This is a genomic window from Pseudomonas sp. TE21435 (assembly GCF_056279265.1).
On record NZ_JBWBQZ010000001.1, the window covers coordinates 5289552 to 5305907 of the forward strand.

A 16356-nucleotide genomic window follows, 5' to 3' on the forward strand; every position below is an offset into this window, starting at 1 on the left:
ACGGCACTGAGTTCCCTGGTGCTGTCGAACTCTGGGGGCGGCTCAACCCGTCTGTCGGCGCCGACGATCCAGCAATGGCCGCGCCAGCAGATATAGAAACACCGGCCCCCCGGCCAACAGATAGAAATAGTAGGTAACCGCGCGCCAGATCAGAATGGCCGCGGCTGCCGTCGAACTGCCCACCAGCGGTGACAGCAAGGTCGCCGAAGTCAGCTCCGCCGCGCCGGCGCCGCCCGGCAGCAGGCTGAACTGCCCCGCGCTGAGCGACAGCATCTGCACCAGGAAGCTCGGAATCCACGCCAGCTCCACGCCCAATCCGCGCAACACCAGGTACAGCACGCTATAGCGCAGGCACCAGTGCGCGCAGGTCAGGAAGAACACCGCAGCCAGTGTGCGCCGTGGCATGCGCCAGGTATCGCCCAGGGCATGGATGAAGCGCAGCACTTTGCGTGCCCAGCGTCGCCGCCGTGCCGGTGACATGCCCAGGCGCCGCAACAGCCGGCCATTGCCGCGCATCACCCCGCGTCGATAACGCAGCAGCAGGACGATTCCCGCCAACGCGGTGCACAAGAGCAACGCGCTGCCCATCAACATTTGCGTCTGGCTGTGGCCGAGCCTGTGGAACAGGGCGTACGCGGCTATCGCCAGCATGGCGCAGAAGAAGAACAGCAGGTCGCTCAACTGGTCCATGGCGAACACCGCGCCGCTAAGCGAAGGCGCGATACGCTCGCGTTTCAGCAGGGTCATCAGCGTCAGTGGGCCCCCCGTACCGCCAGGAGTGGTACAGATGGCGAACTCGGTGGCCATGACCACTCCCAGGCTGCGGAGCCGGCCCACCCGGGCGCCCTGTTCGCCGAGCAGCAGGCGCAGGCGCAGGGCATTGAGCGTCCAGCACAGCAGGATCATGCCCAGCAGCAGCGCCATCAGGCCGGGGGCGAAGGATTGCAGGCGTGGGAGCAAATCGCGGCCGCCCAGCAGGGCGGGCACTGACACTGCCAGCAGCAATGCCAGGCCTAGCCAGCCCAGGCGACTCATGGCGCGGCCTGGCGCTCCAACCAGGCCGACTTGGTCAGTGGCTCACGTCCCTGCGCCAGCAATTGGTGCAAGGTCTCGAGCCAGTAATTGCGTGAGCTGGCGTGGCGCATGTCCACCGGATGCAGGCCCAGGCGCAGAGTGTCGGCCTCGCGCCAGCGCCGGCACTGCCAGTCACTGACTACCTTGGACAACCCTCGTCTCCAGGCGCTGCGGGCACTCCATACCAGCCCCGGGGCATCAAAGGCGGTGAAGTCCGGCAGCCGGTACAGGTGCCTTGGGGTGCTGGTGTAGCGCAGCGGCAGCTGGCGCAGCGCCTGGCGCGTGCCTTCGCTCATCAGCCAGGCGGGGGCGACGAACCCCGCCACTGGCCAGCCCTGTTGCCCGAACAACGCCAGCCCGGCTTGCAGGCGCTGAAGTGCGCTGGCCTGTTCCAGGCCGTGGAACTCACCTTCGTGGGTGTAGATCCGGCGCATGAAATATTCGCGCGGCCCGCGTGGCGCCGGACCGTCGTCGGCATGGTAGTAGCCGTGCAGGGCCAGTTCGTCGCCACGGGCCAGGCGCCGGTCGAGCAGGCGACAGAAGGTGGGCGAATGCGTGAGCGGATTGCGGTGGTGGAAATCCGGCACCACCAGCCAGGTCATGGGCACGTCTCCCAGGTCATCGATCGCCTGGACGAAGGGCTGGTAGTCCGGCCAGGTTTCCGGCGCCACGTCGTGCAGCACCAGCATCAGGCTGCGTCGGGTGGAGGCGGGCTCAGCCATGGGCGCGCACCGGTAGCGGGTGGCCCAGCACCGCCTGGTAATGCTGGAGCAGGCCACTGACCACGTTGTCCCAGCTGTAATGGCGTTCCACGTGGCGACGCGCCTGGCTGCCAAGCTGGCGCACGCCATGGTCGAAGACTTCGCGCACGGCGGCGGCCATGGCGCGGCCGTCGTTAGGTGGGCACAGGCGGCCGCACTGTTCGTTGACGATTTCGCCGAAGGCGCCAGCGTGCACGGCCACCACGGGCGTGGCACTGGCCATTGCCTCGAGAATGACCAGGCCGAAGGTTTCCTGGTCGCCGGCATGCACCAGCAGGTCGGCGCTAGCCAGTAGCCGAGCGACTTCATCGGGGGGGCAGAAGTGGTCGATCACGCTGACATTGTCTGGCACCCCGATCGGCATGTTCGAGCCCACCAAAAGCAGGTGATAGGGCTGCCCGAGTGCCTGCATGCAGTCGAGCAGTACCGGCAGGTTCTTTTCCCGCGAGCCACGGCCGGCAAACACCAGCAGTCGACTGGTATCGGCGATGCCCAGTTCGCGACGCAGGCCGGGGTCGCGCTTGTCAGGGTGAAATTGCATCAGGTCCACCCCCAGGCGTTGCACATGCACATTCTCGACCCCCAGCCTGCGCAACTTGTCGGCCATCACCTGGCTGGGCGCGAGTACCCGGTCGAAATGTCCGTAGAGCTTGCTGACATAGGCCTCGACATTGGGGGTGAACCAATTGCCCATGCGGTTGCTCACCAGCAGCGGCAGGTCGGAGTGATAGAAGCCGATCACCGGGACATCGAGCTTGCGCCGCGCTTCCAGGGCCGCCCAGGCGGTGAGGTAGGGGTCGCCGACTTCGATCAGGTCGGGCTGCAGACGACGCAGCTCCTTGCACCAAGGGGCCAGGCGCACCGGGAAACGGTAGCCGTTGCCGAAGGGTAGGGGCGGCGCGGGAACATGGTAGACGCCATTGGTCTGGCTGGCGCTGGCGCCGGGAATCAACAGGCTGTGGCGAACGCCGGACATGGCGTCGAGGCGGCGGTGTTTGGCATCAAGATAGGTTCTTACCCCGCCGCTGGCCGGGGCATAGAACATGGTGATGTCGGCGATGTGCACGATCAGCATCCCTCCGGGATCGTCCTCGGGTGTGTCACCAGGCGGCACTGGGCCGACGATGACGCGCCTTAGGGTTGACCTACTTGAAGGATAGTTTGTTCGATCGAGGTTTGGCGCGGCCCGCTCCCACTGCAAAAGTGGGAGCGGGCGCAGGGTCAGATGCGGAAGCTGCCGACCAAGTGCTTGAGGCGACCGGCCTGCTGTTCCAGGTCCGAACAGGCGCGCAGGGTGGCCTGCAGGTTCTCGACGCCTTCCTGGTTGAGCATGTTGATCTCGTTGATGTCCATGTTGATCGAGTCGACCACGGCGGTCTGCTCTTCGGTGGCGGTGGCCACCGACTGGTTCATGCCGTCGATCTCGCCGATACGCTGGGTGACGCTGCCCAGGCGCTCGCCGGCCTGGTTGGCGATGTCCATGCTGTCCTGGCTGTGACGCTGGCTCTGGCCCATGGTGTCGACCGACTCGCGAGCGCCAACCTGCAGCTCTTCGATCATGGTCTGCACCTGTTGCGCCGACTCCTGGGTGCGGTGCGCCAGATTGCGTACCTCGTCGGCGACCACGGCGAAGCCGCGCCCGGCCTCACCGGCGCGTGCAGCCTCGATGGCGGCGTTGAGGGCGAGCAGGTTGGTCTGCTGGGAAATGCTGGTGATCACCTCGAGGATCTGGCCGATGTTCACGGTCTTGTTGTTCAGCGTCTCGATATGCTCGCTGGAGGTGACGATCAGGTCCGAAAGGCGGTTCATCGCATCGATGTTGCGCTGCACCACCTGCTGGCCTTCCTCGGCCAGCAGCCGCGCGGAGCTGGCATGCTGCGAGGCCTGGGCGGCATTGCCGGCGATCTCCTGGGCGGCGGCACCGAGCTGGTTGATGGCGGCGGCGACGCTGTTGGTGCGATTGGACTGCTCGTCGGAGTTGGCCATCGACGAGTTCGAGGCGCTGATCACGCGCAGCGCCACTTCGTTGACCTGCTCGGTGGCCGATGACACCTCGCGGATCGAACCGTGGATGCGTTCGACGAAGCGGTTGAAAGCGGTGCCGAGAATGCCGAATTCGTCGTGGTTGTGAATTTCCAGGCGGCGGGTCAGGTCGCCTTCGCCTTCGGCGATGTTCGACATGGCGCGGGTCATGGTGTGCAGTGGCTGCATCAGCACGCGGATCAACAGCCCGAGCAGGGCGATGATGATCACCACCGCCACCACTGTGGCAATCACTGCCGAGGTGCGGAAGGTGCTGAGCATCGAAAATGCCTTGTCCTTGTCCACCGACAGGCCGATGTACCAGTTGGCCGATGGCAGGCCTTTGACCGGGGTGAAGGTCAGCAGGCGGGTTTCGCCATTGAGGGTGACTTCGGTCAGGTCGCGGGACAGGCGAGGGGTGTTCTGCGGGAACAGGTCTGTCAGCGATTTCATCACCAGGTTCTTGTCCGGGTGCACCAGGATCTTGCCCTGGTCGTTGACCAGGAAGGCATAGCCCATGCCGCCGAAGTTCAGCGAGTTGATGATCTCCACCAGGCCGTCGAGGGCCAGGTCGCCGCCGACCACGCCAACCGAGCGCGACGCGGTGCTGATGATCGAGATGACCATCTTGTTGGTGGCCATGTCGATGTAGGGCTCGGTGAGGATCGGGCCGCTGGCGTTCAGGCCGTCCTTGTACCACGGGCGCACGCGCGGATCGTAGCCGTCGGGCATCTTGGTGTCGGGGCGCACGGTGAAGGTGCCGTCGGGCTGGCCCAGGTAGATGGTCAGGAAGCTCGAGGTGAGCGCGCTCTGGCCCAGCAGGGTGCCGGTGTTCTGTGGGAACTGGGCGAGGTTCTGGGCGACGTTGTCGACCAGTTTGATGCGCCCTTCGAACAGGTTGCGGATGTTGGTGGAGGTAGACTCGCCCATCTCGGCCAGGTAGTTCTCCAGGTCTTCGCGAATGGCGTTACGCTGGAGATAGTCGTTGTACAGGGTGAACAGGCTGAAGGCGAGTATCACGATCAGTGATGCCGCCAGAAGAATCTTGTGGCTGAAACGAAGGCTTTTGTTCATAACGTGATCGTGTCCGCTAAGGTTTTTATCGGGTCGTTCGCACAAAGCACGGCTGGAAAACAGTGCAACAAGTCCCGTGGGTCCTTTTCGGGTTGTTACTGTCTTTCTGGTAAGAATCATTTTGAAATATCGGCTGTCACGCGGCAGAACTTGAGCAGGGGATGAAAGAAGATGTCAGATTCCTTACGAATGGTTGTAGGGGCGGGGCCGGATGGTCAGCCGGTATCCCAGGCCATGCGCCTGGCCAACCGGCATGGCCTGGTGGCCGGAGCCACGGGCACCGGCAAGACGGTGACCCTGCAGCACCTCGCCGAGCTGTTCAGTGACGCCGGGGTGGCGGTATTCGCGGCGGATGTGAAGGGCGATCTGTGTGGCCTCGGTGCGGCGGGCGCGCCACAGGGCAAGGTGGCCGAGCGGATCGCCGGCATGCCGTGGCTGAATCACACGCCCCGGGGCTACCCGGTAAGCCTGTGGGATGTCGCGGGGCAAACGGGGCACCCCCTGCGCACCACGATGAGTGAAATGGGGCCGCTGTTGCTGGGCAACCTGCTGGAGCTCACCGACAGCCAGCAGGCTGCCTTGTATGCGGCGTTCAAGGTGGCCGACCGGGAGGGCTTGCTGCTGCTCGACCTGAAGGACCTCAAGGCCCTGCTCGCGCACCTCAAGGACAACCCGCAATTGCTGGGCGAGGACAGCGCGTTGATGACCAGCGCTTCCACGCAGGCGCTCTTGCGCCGGTTGGCGACGCTGGAACAACAAGGGGCCGAGGCATTGTTCGGCGAACCGGCGCTGCAGCTCGAAGATCTGCTGCGCCCGGAGGGCGACGGGCGCGGCCGCATTCACCTGCTCGATGCCAGCCGTCTGGTGCATGACGCACCCAAGGTCTATGCGACGTTCCTGTTGTGGTTGCTGGCTGAACTGTTCGAGCAATTGCCGGAGCGCGGCGATGCCGACAAGCCCGTGCTTGCACTGTTCTTCGATGAGGCGCATCTGCTGTTCAATGGTACGCCCAAAGCGTTGCAGGACCGCCTGGAGCAGGTGGTGCGGCTGATCCGCTCCAAGGGCGTGGGGGTGTACTTCGTCACCCAGTCGCCGGGAGATCTGCCGGATGCGGTGTTGGCTCAGTTGGGGTTGCGTATCCAGCATGGCCTGCGCGCCTTCACCGCCAAGGAGCAGAAATCATTGCGTGCCGTGGCTGATGGTTTCCGGCCGAACCCGGCGTTCGACAGCCTGGCGGTGCTCACTGAGCTCGGTATCGGCGAAGCCTTGGTTGGCACCCTGGAGGAGAAGGGCACGCCAGCCATGGTTCAGCGGGTGTTGATCGCGCCGCCACAGTCGCGGATCGGACCCTTGAGCGCGGCTGAGCGCAGTGCGCTGATCGCGGCGTCAGCGTTGTCAGGGCGTTATGACAAACCGATCGATCGTGAGTCGGCCTATGAAATGCTCACGCAGCGCAAGGGTGAGCCTGTGGAACCGGTACCCCAGGCCAAGGCCGAGGAAGACAGCTTCGCCGACAAGGCCGGCGATTTCTTGCAGAGCGCGGCGGGGCAGGCGATCAAGTCGGCGGTGCGCCAGGCGGCCAATCAGCTGGGGCGCCAGTTGGTGCGTGGGTTGATGGGGTCGCTGTTGGGTGGGAAGAAACGTTAAACCTCAATGGGCCTATCTCGGGACAAATCGCATCGGCGCACCGCCGCTCCCACGAAAAAGGCGCCCTGCAAGGGGCGCCTTTTTCAGTACTGCATCAGCACTCAGCTAATGGCCTTGGTGGCCAGCCAGAACAGGCCGGCCGCCAGGCCCATCGACGCCGGCAGGGTGAGTACCCAGGCCAGCAGGATGGTCTTCACCGTGCCGCCCTGCAGGCCGCTCTTGTTGGCGACCATGGTACCGGCGACACCAGACGACAGCACGTGGGTGGTGGACACCGGCAGGCTGAACACGTTGGCCATGCCGATGGCGCAGGCCGCGGTGATCTGGGCCGACATGCCCTGGGCATAGGTCATGCCCTGCTTGCCGATCTTCTCGCCAACGGTCAGCACCACGCGTTTCCAGCCGACCATGGTGCCCAGGCCCAAGGCCAGGGCGACAGCGACGATCACCCAGAACGGGGCGTATTCGGTGGTGGCGGTCAGGTCCTTGCGCAGTTTATCCAGGTCAGCCTTTTCGCGAGGCTCCAGGCCTGGCAGCTTGCCGACCTTCTTCGCCGTGTCGTCCAGGCACAGCAGGTAGCGGCGCACTTCGACGCGCTTCTCGGCGCTCAGGGCGCGATAGTCGGTCACACCGGCGAGCGACGATTGCAGCGCGGCGATGGTCGGCTCGGTCTGCTGCGGATTGCAGCTGAACTGCTCCGGCAGGTCGCTTGCCTGCGCCTTGCCCAGTGCCAGGAACTCGCCCAGGGTGGCGGCGTTGCGCTGGTAGAACTGGCTCAGGTGCAAGGTGGCGTCACGGGTACGCTCGATCTGGTAGGTGGTGCTGTTCAGGTCGAGGACGAACTTGGCCGGGACGATACCGATCAGTACCAGCATGATCAGGCCGATGCCTTTCTGGCCATCGTTGGAGCCGTGCACGAAGCTCACGCCCATGGCCGAGATCACCAGCACCAGGCGGTTCCAGAACGGCGGGTGCTTCTTGTCGTCGAGCTTGCGGCGCTGGTCAGGGGTCTTGTGCATCTTCGACAGCGGGCGCCACCATTTCAGGCCAATCAGCACCAGGGCTGCGACAGCAAAGCCGGCCATTGGCGAGAGCACCAGGGACATGGCGATATCGATGGCCTTCTGCCAGTTGACGCCGTCACCCAGCGGAATGTCGCTGAGCAGGGCGTTGGCCAGGCCGACGCCGAGGATCGAGCCGATCAGGGTGTGCGAGCTGGACGCCGGAATGCCGAAGTACCAGGTGCCCAGGTTCCAGGTGATGGCGGCGGCCAGCAACGAGAAGACCATGGCCAGGCCGTGGCCGGTGTTCACATTGATCAGCAGTTCGACCGGCAGCAGGTGGACGATGGCATAGGCCACCCCGACACCACCGAGCAGAACGCCGAGGAAGTTGAACACGCCAGAGAAGAACACGGCGAGGTGCGGTGGCATGGCCTTGGTATAGATGACGGTGGCTACCGCGTTGGCGGTGTCATGAAAGCCATTGATGAACTCGAAGGCGAGCACGAAGGTCAGAGCGAGCGTCAAGCTCACGATAACCCAGGCATCCAGTCCGCTGAATAAATCGATCATGAAGGTTGTCTGGCGGTCTTAGGGGGGGCGGATTATGCCAGAAAACCATGGCAATCGATGCACCTGCCGCTGACCGATGGCAGGAGAATGCCGGCATGGCACGAGCACCCACGTGCCGGGTAATCGCAAAAAAACGCCGTTAAAAATCGATAAAATTCAGAAAAATCAGCTATTTGAGGTGATTTTTACTGGGCTTGCGCAATTAAAACGACTGTATGAAATTTGTGTGATTCCATTTCATATCACAGGTTTTCGCCGGCATGCTTCGCCGCACACCCTTCCTGGGTGATGGCGCATTGGCCCTGAGCGGCTTCAATTGTCGTCGCTGCGCAGCTCCTTTTCGATCTTCTCGATTTCCTGGGCGAACGCCTGGTCGAGAACGCTGGCACGCTTACGCCAGGGTTTGCGTTCCGGGTCGGGTTGTGCGGCATACGTGGTGACTTCACCACCGTAAACATCCTTGTAACGTTCAGCCTGGCGCTCGAGTTCCGCGCGCAGTTCTTCTTTCGTCACAGTAATACCTGAATAGGTTGAAGTGGGGCGTCAGCCTTTAAATACACACGCAGAATGCGGATATGTCGGCAAGCCCAACAATTCATTGCACCGAAATGGCAATGCATGAGTTGGCAAGCTGCTGTGCAGCGCACGGCAAGCCACTGCAAAGACAGGGGCTGGCAGTCGCAAGGCAACGAAAGTGCGTCGATTGGATCCGTTAAACGGTGCTTGCAATCAACACCGGCAATTATAGCAATCGCCCGGTTGAAGGCTATCGTTCTTTACCTGCAACTGACAATAGACCTGAAGTTTATTGTGCAGTCTATAAACCCTTTGTCGTGCCGGCATTCAACAGGTTCAAGCCGATGTGCCAAGCAAGTTCGCCGTCTACTGTCAGAAATGAAAACGGCCTCGCTGAGGGGCGAGGCCGTTGCCTGGGACTTCTACGGTGGGTACCTGACCAGTCTCTCCAAAGAAGCCACATATGGCAGGGGAAAGGTATAAGTAAAAGTGTCAGCGGTCAATTGCGATTATCGGCCGTTCGTTCGATAATCGCACGAGGTAGCGATTTTTTTGAGGCATGTCCATGAGCGAAGAAACCAGCGGCCAGTCAGCCAACGAGCCCGCACGCAGTACCAGCCCCACCCTGGCCCCCCCGATCGTGGCGTCGGCTGCCAAGCGTATCCAGGCATTCACCGGTGACCCTGACTTCATGACCTCACTGGCCCGTGGCCTGGCAGTGATCCAAGCCTTCCAGGAGCGCAAGCGCCACCTGACCATCGCCCAGATCAGCCATCGAACGGAGATTCCGCGGGCCGCGGTGCGGCGCTGCCTGCATACCCTGATGAAGCTGGGTTACGCGACCACTGACGGGCGTACCTATTCGCTGTTGCCCAAAGTGTTGACCCTTGGTCATGCCTACCTGTCATCCACGCCATTGGCGGTGTCGGCCCAGCCTTACCTGGATCGCATCAGCGACCAGCTCCACGAAGCGGCCAACATGGCCACATTGGAAGGCGATGACATCCTTTATATTGCGCGCTCCGCCACGGTCGAACGGCTGATCTCGGTGGACCTCTCGGTTGGTGGGCGTTTGCCGGCCTATTGCACTTCGATGGGCCGTATCCTGCTGGCGGCACTGGACGATGCCAGCCTGCACGAATACCTGGAACGCGCCGACCTCAAGGCCCGTACCAGCCGTACCCTGCATGACCCGGCCTCGTTGTTCGCGTGTATCCAGCAGGTGCGTGAGCAGGGCTGGTGCGTGGTGGATCAGGAACTGGAGCAAGGCTTGCGTTCGATTGCCGTGCCGATCTATGACGCGTCGGGTCAAGTGCTGGCGGCGCTGAATGTCAGTACCCATGTCGGCCGCGTCAGCCGCGGGGAACTGGAGCAGCGTTTCCTGCCGATCCTGCTGGCGGCCAGCAGGGACTTGTGCCATCAGCTATTTGGCTGAGCCCGCCGGGGCGCGTTGCGCCCCATTGCCGGCAAGCCGGCTCCCACACCGACCGTGCTCAGCGGGCTTGCCAGCGATGAGGCGATTACGAACAACACAAGACAGTTGCTCATACGCGGAAACGTTGAACACGTCATACCGTTTCCTGTTCGATAAACGCACAGTGTCGCTCTCGACGAATTGCGCCGCCCACGCCCGCTGATTAATGTCTGTCGCACCTGTCGGCTGCGCCGACCGGATAATAACAACAGGCCCGAGGGCATCCCCATGACCACTGTCCCTTCGCTGTCGCTGTCGCTGTCGCGGTCGCACCCGCGCACGGTGCTGCTGCACTCCGGCTGAGCACGGCCGACCTATCCGCTGTTTTCTGTTCCAGTGCATCCGCTCTGCGCGGTAGCCTGCCTGCGCCCAACTCCCGGATAACAATAATGAACAAGCCACAATCCGCTGTCGGCAACTGCCTCGACGTCCAATCCTTCATCAATGCCCAGCCGCTGTCCCGTTATCAATGGCGGGTGGTGATCCTGTGTTTCCTGATCGTCTTCCTCGACGGCCTGGACACCGCCGCCATGGGCTTCATCGCCCCGGCGCTGTCTCAGGAATGGGGCATCGACCGGGCCAGCCTCGGCCCGGTGATGAGCGCCGCGCTGATCGGCATGGTGTTCGGCGCCCTCGGCTCCGGCCCGCTGGCCGACCGCTTCGGACGCAAGGGCGTGCTGGTGGGCGCGGTATTGGTGTTCGGTGGCTTCAGTCTGGCCTCGGCCTACGCGAGCAATGTCGACCAATTGCTGGTGTTGCGCTTTCTGACCGGCCTGGGCCTCGGGGCTGGCATGCCCAACGCCACCACCTTGTTGTCGGAATACACTCCGGAGCGCCTCAAGTCGCTGCTGGTGACCAGCATGTTCTGTGGCTTCAACCTGGGCATGGCCGGCGGCGGTTTCATTTCGGCCAAGCTGATCCCGGCATATGGCTGGCACAGCCTGCTGGTGATCGGCGGTGTCCTGCCACTGCTGCTGGCAGTGGTGCTCTTGGCCTGGTTGCCGGAGTCGGCGCGGTTCCTTGTGGTGCGCAACCGCGGCGCCGACAAGGTGCGCAAGACCCTGGCGCCGATCAATCCTGAACAGGTAGCCCAGGCATCGAGCTTCAGCGTGCCGGAACAGAAGGCGGTGGCGGCGCGCAACGTGTTTGCGGTGATCTTCTCGGGTACCTATGGCCTGGGCACCGTATTGCTGTGGCTGACCTATTTCATGGGCCTGGTGATCGTCTACCTGCTGACCAGCTGGCTGCCGACACTGATGCGAGACAGCGGCGCAAGCATGGAGCAGGCCGCCTTTATCGGCGCATTGTTCCAGTTTGGCGGGGTGCTGAGCGCGGTGGCAGTGGGTTGGGCCATGGACCGCTTCAACCCGCACAAGGTGATCGGCATCTTCTACTTGCTGGCAGGTGTGTTCGCCTACGCCGTTGGACAGAGCCTGGGCAACATCACCTTGCTGGCGACCCTGGTGCTGGTTGCCGGCATGTGCGTGAACGGCGCGCAATCGGCCATGCCATCGCTGGCGGCGCGCTTCTATCCGACCCAAGGCCGTGCCACAGGCGTTTCCTGGATGCTCGGGATCGGCCGCTTTGGCGCGATTCTCGGCGCCTGGAGCGGGGCTACGCTGCTGGGGTTGGGCTGGAATTTCGAGCAGGTGCTGACGGCACTGCTGGTGCCGGCGGCATTGGCCGCGGTGGCTGTCGTGGTGAAAGGGTTGGTCAGCCACGCGGATGCGACCTGAGGTCTGGTGGCTCGCTCCTGCAGGATCGTATAAATAGCAGGGTAACAAATGGTTCGATAATCGCACAAAAGTGCGATTATCGGATTGAGATAACCCCCTCAGTCTCCTTAATCTGGGCCCATCGCAGCGATGCATCGGCCCGCTGCTCACTGACCCGACTCGACCTGACCAGGAGTCTCCAATGGCAGCAATCCTCTCGCTTCACGAGGCCGTGAAGCAGTTCATCCAGGATGGCGACAGTGTCGCCCTCGAAGGTTTCACCCACCTGATCCCGACCGCCGCCGGCCACGAGATCATCCGCCAGGGCAAGCGCGACCTGACCCTGGTGCGCATGACCCCGGATCTGATCTACGACCAGCTGATCGGCGCTGGTTGCGCGCGCAAATTGATCTTCTCCTGGGGCGGCAACCCGGGCGTGGGCTCGCTGCATCGCCTGCGCGACGCGGTGGAGAAACAGTGGCCCCACGCGATCGAGATCGAGGAGCACAGCCACGCTGACCTGGCCAACGCCTATGTCGCCGGTGCCTCCGGCCTGCCATTCGCGGTGCTGCGCGCCTACGCCGGTTCCGATCTGCCAAAGGTCAACCCGCTGATCAAGTCCGTCACTTGCCCATTCACTGGCGAAGTACTTGCCGCGGTACCGTCCGTGCGCCCGGACGTCACCGTTATCCATGCGCAGAAGGCTGATCGCAAGGGCAATGTGTTGCTGTGGGGCATCCTCGGTGTGCAGAAGGAAGCGGCGCTGGCAGCCAAGCGCTGCATCGTCACCGTCGAGGAGATCGTCGATGACCTGCAGGCGCCGATGAATGCCTGTGTGCTGCCCACATGGGCCCTCAGCGCGGTATGCCTGGTGCCTGGCGGCGCCCACCCTTCATACGCCCACGGCTACTACGAGCGCGACAACCGCTTCTACCAGGCCTGGGACCCGATTGCCCGCAACCGTGAGTCGTTCACCGCCTGGGTCGACACCTATATCCGTGGCACCGCCGACTTCACCGAATTCCAGGCCAGGCTGGCCAGCACCGCGGAGGCCGCGCAATGAGCTACTCCACTTCCGAAATGATGACCGTCGCCGCCGCCCGTCGCCTGCGCAATGGCGCCGTCTGCTTCGTCGGCATCGGCCTTCCTTCCAAGGCCGCCAACCTGGCGCGCCTGACCTCGTCGCCCGACGTGGTGTTGATCTACGAGTCCGGTCCGATCGGTGCCAAGCCCAGCGTGCTGCCGTTATCCATCGGTGACGGCGAGCTGGCCGAGACCGCCGACACCGTGGTGCCTACCGGTGAGATCTTCCGTTACTGGCTGCAGGGTGGGCGCATCGATGTAGGGTTCCTCGGCGCTGCCCAGGTTGACCGCTTCGGCAATATCAACACCACCGTGGTCGGTGACTACCAAGCGCCGAAGACCCGGCTGCCAGGTGCCGGCGGCGCCCCGGAGATCGCCGGTTCCGCCAAGCAGGTGCTGATCATCCTCAAGCAGTCGCCGCGGGCCTTCGTCGACAAGCTCGACTTCATCACCTCGGTGGGGCATGGCGAAGGCGGCGATTCACGTCAGCGCCTGGGGCTGCCGGGTGAAGGTCCGGTCGGCATCATCACCGACCTGTGCATCATGGAGCCGGAGGCGGGTAGCCATGAGTTCGTGGTCACCTCGATCCACCCAGGCGTGACCCGCGAGCAGATCATCGCTGCCACTGGTTGGGCGATCCGCTTCGCCGACGACGTGCGGCAAACCACGGCTCCGAGCGAGGTAGAACTGTCCGCCCTGCGCGACCTCGAAGCGCGCACCGCCGCCGCCCATGGCCAGACGGCAGGAGAAGCCTGATGCGAGACGTCTTTATCTGCGATGCTGTGCGTACTCCTATCGGCCGTTTCGGCGGAGCCTTGGCCTGCGTGCGCGCCGACGACCTGGCGGCAGTGCCGCTCAAGGCGCTGATCGAGCGCAACCCGGATGTGCAATGGGATCAGCTCGACGAAGTGTTCTTCGGCTGTGCCAACCAGGCCGGCGAGGACAACCGTAACGTGGCGCGCATGGCGCTGTTGCTGGCCGGCTTGCCGCACAGCGTCCCAGGCGTGACCCTCAACCGCCTGTGCGCCTCGGGCATGGACGCCGTTGGCAGCGCCTTCCGGGCCATCGCCAGCGGCGAGATGGAGCTGGCGATGGCCGGTGGCGTCGAGTCGATGTCTCGCGCACCGTTCGTGATGGGCAAGGCCGAGAGCGGCTACTCGCGCAACATGAAGCTCGAGGACACCACCATCGGCTGGCGCTTCATCAATCCGTTGATGAAGGCCCAGTTCGGTGTGGACTCGATGCCCGAGACCGCCGACAACGTCGCCGATGATTACCAGGTATCGCGTGCCGACCAGGATGCCTTCGCCCTGCGCAGCCAGCAGAAGGCCGCCGCCGCGCAGGCCGCCGGCTTTTTCGCCGAGGAAATCGTCCCGGTGCGTATCCAGCACCGCAAGGGTGAGACGGTGGTCGAGCACGACGAACATTTGCGCCCGCAGACCACGCTGGAGGCGCTGGCCAAGCTCAAGCCGGTCAACGGCCCGGACAAGACCGTTACCGCTGGCAACGCCTCGGGTGTCAACGACGGTGCCGCCGCGCTGATTCTGGCTTCGGCCGAGGCGGTGAAGACGCACGGTCTGACCCCACGTGCCCGGGTGCTGGGCATGGCCAGCGCTGGTGTGGCGCCACGGGTGATGGGTATCGGCCCGGTGCCCGCGGTGCGCAAGCTGACCGAGCGCCTTGGCATTGCCGTGGCCGACTTCGATGTCATCGAACTCAATGAAGCCTTTGCCAGCCAGGGCCTGGCAGTGCTGCGCGAGCTGGGTGTGGCAGACGATGCACCGCAGGTGAACCCCAATGGTGGCGCAATTGCCCTGGGGCATCCGCTGGGCATGAGCGGGGCACGTCTGGTGCTGACGGCGTTGCATCAGTTGGAGAAGAGCGGCGGGCGCAAGGGCCTGGCGACCATGTGCGTGGGCGTTGGGCAGGGGTTGGCGTTGGCCATAGAAAGGATCTGATCCTTTGGAACCCTCCGCTTGCACGAGCATGCCTGCCAGGCAGCGTGGGAGCGGACTTGCCCCGCGATGAGGCCGGTAGCCATGACGCACGGGCAAGGCGGAACGAGTGTGTAACCAGGTATGTCTAGAATTACCTGTGACCCTCCAGGAGCAAACGCACCATGACCTCAACCTATTACACCGGCGAAGAACGCAGCAAGCGTATCTTCGCCATCGTCGGCGCCTCGTCGGGCAACCTGGTGGAATGGTTCGACTTCTATGTCTACGCCTTCTGCGCCATCTATTTCGCCCCGGCTTTCTTCCCCTCCGACGACCCCACGGTGCAGTTGCTCAACACCGCCGGCGTGTTCGCCGCGGGCTTCCTGATGCGCCCCATCGGTGGCTGGATCTTCGGCCGCCTGGCCGACCGTCACGGGCGCAAGAACTCGCTGATGATCTCGGTGCTGATGATGTGCGGCGGCTCGCTGATCATCGCCTGCCTGCCCACCTACGCCAGCATCGGCACCTGGGCGCCAGCGCTGCTGCTCCTGGCGCGGCTGATCCAGGGGCTGTCGGTGGGCGGTGAGTACGGCACCACCGCCACCTACATGAGTGAAGTGGCGCTGCGTGGCCAGCGCGGTTTCTTCGCCTCGTTCCAGTACGTCACCCTGATCGGCGGCCAGTTGCTGGCGGTGCTGGTGGTGGTGATCCTGCAACAACTGCTCACCGAGGACGAACTGCGCGCCTATGGCTGGCGCATCCCGTTCGTGGTCGGTGCCATTGCCGCGTTGATCTCGCTGATGCTGCGCCGTTCGCTGAAGGAGACCAGCAGCGCAGAGACCCGCCAGGACAAGGATGCCGGTAGCATCAGCGGGCTGTTTCGCAATCACGCCGCCGCGTTCATCACCGTACTGGGCTACACCGCCGGCGGCTCGCTGATCTTCTATACCTTCACCACCTACATGCAGAAGTACCTGGTCAACACCGCCGGCATGAACGCCAAGAGCGCCAGTTTCGTCATGACCGGCGCGCTGTTCCTGTTCATGATCCTGCAGCCGCTGTTCGGCATGCTCTCCGACCGCATCGGCCGGCGTAACTCGATGCTGCTGTTCGGCGCCCTGGGGACGCTCTTCACCGTCCCCTTGCTGATGGCGCTGAAGACCGTGACCAGCCCGTTCATGGCCTTCGTGCTGGTAAGCCTGGCCTTGTGCATCGTCAGCTTCTACACCTCCATCAGCGGCCTGGTGAAGGCCGAGATGTTTCCGCCACAGGTTCGCGCATTGGGCGTGGGGCTGGCCTACGCCGTGGCCAACGCGGTGTTCGGCGGCTCGGCCGAATACGTGGCACTGGGCTTGAAAACCTTGGGCATGGAGAACACCTTCTACTGGTACGTAACCGCCATGATGGCGGTGGCCTTCCTGTTCAGCCTGCGCCTGCCGAAGCAGGCGGCGTACCTGCACCACGATCACTAAGGACGTT

The 16356-nt window shown here is 63.6% G+C and carries 14 protein-coding genes and 1 pseudogene; 8 read left to right on the top strand and 7 right to left on the bottom strand.

The annotated features are described in order from the left end of the window. Window positions 1-42: 42 nt before the first annotated feature. The 5 genes and pseudogenes from ACZ9C1_RS23970 to ACZ9C1_RS23990 all read right to left on the bottom strand — a co-directional run. A complete protein-coding gene (locus tag ACZ9C1_RS23970) occupies window positions 43-1035 on the bottom strand; it encodes a lysylphosphatidylglycerol synthase transmembrane domain-containing protein (protein ID WP_102682784.1) in 993 nt (330 codons plus the stop codon). Next, window positions 1032-1796 carry a DUF2334 domain-containing protein gene (locus tag ACZ9C1_RS23975; protein WP_139669416.1) on the bottom strand — a complete coding sequence of 255 codons (765 nt, stop codon included), beginning with the start codon at window positions 1794-1796 and terminating at the stop codon, window positions 1032-1034. The genes ACZ9C1_RS23970 and ACZ9C1_RS23975 overlap by 4 nt, the downstream gene beginning before the upstream one ends. Next, window positions 1789-2910 (bottom strand): glycosyltransferase family 4 protein, encoded by a 1122-nt coding sequence (locus ACZ9C1_RS23980; RefSeq protein WP_102682782.1) that lies wholly within the window; start codon window positions 2908-2910, stop codon window positions 1789-1791. The genes ACZ9C1_RS23975 and ACZ9C1_RS23980 overlap by 8 nt, the downstream gene beginning before the upstream one ends. Window positions 2911-3056: 146 nt before the next feature. Further along, window positions 3057-3821 carry a methyl-accepting chemotaxis protein gene (locus tag ACZ9C1_RS23985; RefSeq protein WP_371041571.1) on the bottom strand — a complete coding sequence of 255 codons (765 nt, stop codon included), beginning with the start codon at window positions 3819-3821 and terminating at the stop codon, window positions 3057-3059. Between the two features lie 93 nt (window positions 3822-3914). After that, a pseudogene (locus ACZ9C1_RS23990) lies at window positions 3915-5051 on the bottom strand (HAMP domain-containing protein); the annotation flags it as partial. Window positions 5052-5102: 51 nt separating this feature from the next. Between ACZ9C1_RS23990 and ACZ9C1_RS23995 the strand changes: the two are divergent. Beyond that, complete coding sequence (locus tag ACZ9C1_RS23995) at window positions 5103-6578, top strand: helicase HerA-like domain-containing protein (protein ID WP_102682780.1); 1476 nt, start codon at window positions 5103-5105, stop codon at window positions 6576-6578. A 101-nt stretch (window positions 6579-6679) separates the two neighbouring features. Here ACZ9C1_RS23995 and ACZ9C1_RS24000 read toward each other — a convergent pair whose 3' ends face one another. Then, window positions 6680-8152: an inorganic phosphate transporter gene (locus ACZ9C1_RS24000; protein ID WP_023629967.1), complete on the bottom strand. Its 1473-nt coding sequence runs from the start codon at window positions 8150-8152 to the stop codon at window positions 6680-6682. 112 nt (window positions 8153-8264) lie between these two features. Here ACZ9C1_RS24000 and ACZ9C1_RS24005 point away from each other — a divergent pair, with 112 nt between their 5' ends. After that, window positions 8265-8441, top strand: coding sequence for a hypothetical protein (locus tag ACZ9C1_RS24005; protein WP_158247504.1), 177 nt, complete (start codon window positions 8265-8267; stop codon window positions 8439-8441). Window positions 8442-8464: 23 nt separating this feature from the next. On the opposite strand, the gene ACZ9C1_RS24010 is transcribed toward ACZ9C1_RS24005, so the two are convergent. Continuing rightward, window positions 8465-8665: a hypothetical protein gene (locus ACZ9C1_RS24010; protein WP_023629966.1), complete on the bottom strand. Its 201-nt coding sequence runs from the start codon at window positions 8663-8665 to the stop codon at window positions 8465-8467. 568 nt (window positions 8666-9233) lie between these two features. Here ACZ9C1_RS24010 and pcaR point away from each other — a divergent pair. The 6 genes from pcaR to ACZ9C1_RS24040 all read left to right on the top strand — a co-directional run bounded on the left by pcaR (window position 9234) and on the right by ACZ9C1_RS24040 (window position 16349). Continuing rightward, window positions 9234-10103, top strand: coding sequence for a pca regulon transcriptional regulator PcaR (gene pcaR, locus ACZ9C1_RS24015; RefSeq protein ID WP_102682779.1), 870 nt, complete (start codon window positions 9234-9236; stop codon window positions 10101-10103). Window positions 10104-10531: 428 nt separating this feature from the next. Then, window positions 10532-11878, top strand: coding sequence for a 4-hydroxybenzoate transporter PcaK (gene pcaK, locus ACZ9C1_RS24020; protein WP_046856926.1), 1347 nt, complete (start codon window positions 10532-10534; stop codon window positions 11876-11878). A 181-nt stretch (window positions 11879-12059) separates the two neighbouring features. Continuing rightward, window positions 12060-12920 (top strand): CoA transferase subunit A, encoded by an 861-nt coding sequence (locus ACZ9C1_RS24025; RefSeq protein ID WP_102682778.1) that lies wholly within the window; start codon window positions 12060-12062, stop codon window positions 12918-12920. After that, window positions 12917-13696 carry a CoA-transferase subunit beta gene (locus tag ACZ9C1_RS24030; RefSeq protein WP_476254442.1) on the top strand — a complete coding sequence of 260 codons (780 nt, stop codon included), beginning with the start codon at window positions 12917-12919 and terminating at the stop codon, window positions 13694-13696. The genes ACZ9C1_RS24025 and ACZ9C1_RS24030 overlap by 4 nt, the downstream gene beginning before the upstream one ends. Next, window positions 13693-14898, top strand: a complete 1206-nt coding sequence (pcaF, locus tag ACZ9C1_RS24035; RefSeq protein WP_476254592.1) for a 3-oxoadipyl-CoA thiolase — start codon at window positions 13693-13695, stop codon at window positions 14896-14898. Before ACZ9C1_RS24030 ends, pcaF begins: the two co-directional genes overlap by 4 nt. 161 nt (window positions 14899-15059) lie before the next feature. Continuing rightward, window positions 15060-16349: an MFS family transporter gene (locus ACZ9C1_RS24040; protein WP_102682775.1), complete on the top strand. Its 1290-nt coding sequence runs from the start codon at window positions 15060-15062 to the stop codon at window positions 16347-16349. Window positions 16350-16356: the final 7 nt, after the last annotated feature.